This is a genomic window from Alkalibacterium iburiense (assembly GCF_039521845.1).
Lineage (GTDB): Bacteria > Bacillota > Bacilli > Lactobacillales > Carnobacteriaceae_A > Alkalibacterium > Alkalibacterium iburiense.
The window spans coordinates 13,098-13,416 of sequence record NZ_BAAACW010000048.1 but is presented as its reverse complement, the minus strand read 5'-3'; the positions used below and the strand labels follow the sequence as shown (position 1 = coordinate 13,416).

The 319-nt window shown below is 39.2% G+C and carries 1 pseudogene; it reads right to left on the bottom strand.

From position 1 onward, the window contains the following. Nucleotides 1–319: pseudogene (locus ABDZ53_RS04130) on the bottom strand (hypothetical protein); the annotation flags it as partial.

The window sequence follows — 319 nt, the reverse complement described above, 5'->3', positions numbered from 1 at the left end:
ACAAGTATTGCCCTTTATTCCCATTGTTTTTGTAGAGATAGTCATGTGGGGCGCCACACTTGGGACAACGAACAGACTCGGGCACGGCAGTAGATGAGTTATGTCGGCGTACTTTTTTAATAGGTTTGCTAACATCTTCAGCTTCTTTTAAGAGTTCCTTGTAATTAAGGCGCTCAAATTCTACAACATTAGGCGGATCATCAAGTGTCATTTTCTTATAATCAAGCTTGGTAATATCTGTTCCTTTACTCGGACGACCAGTGTCGTCCTCAAGCCAATTAATATAATCACTTAATTTATTTATTAATTGTGCTTGCCA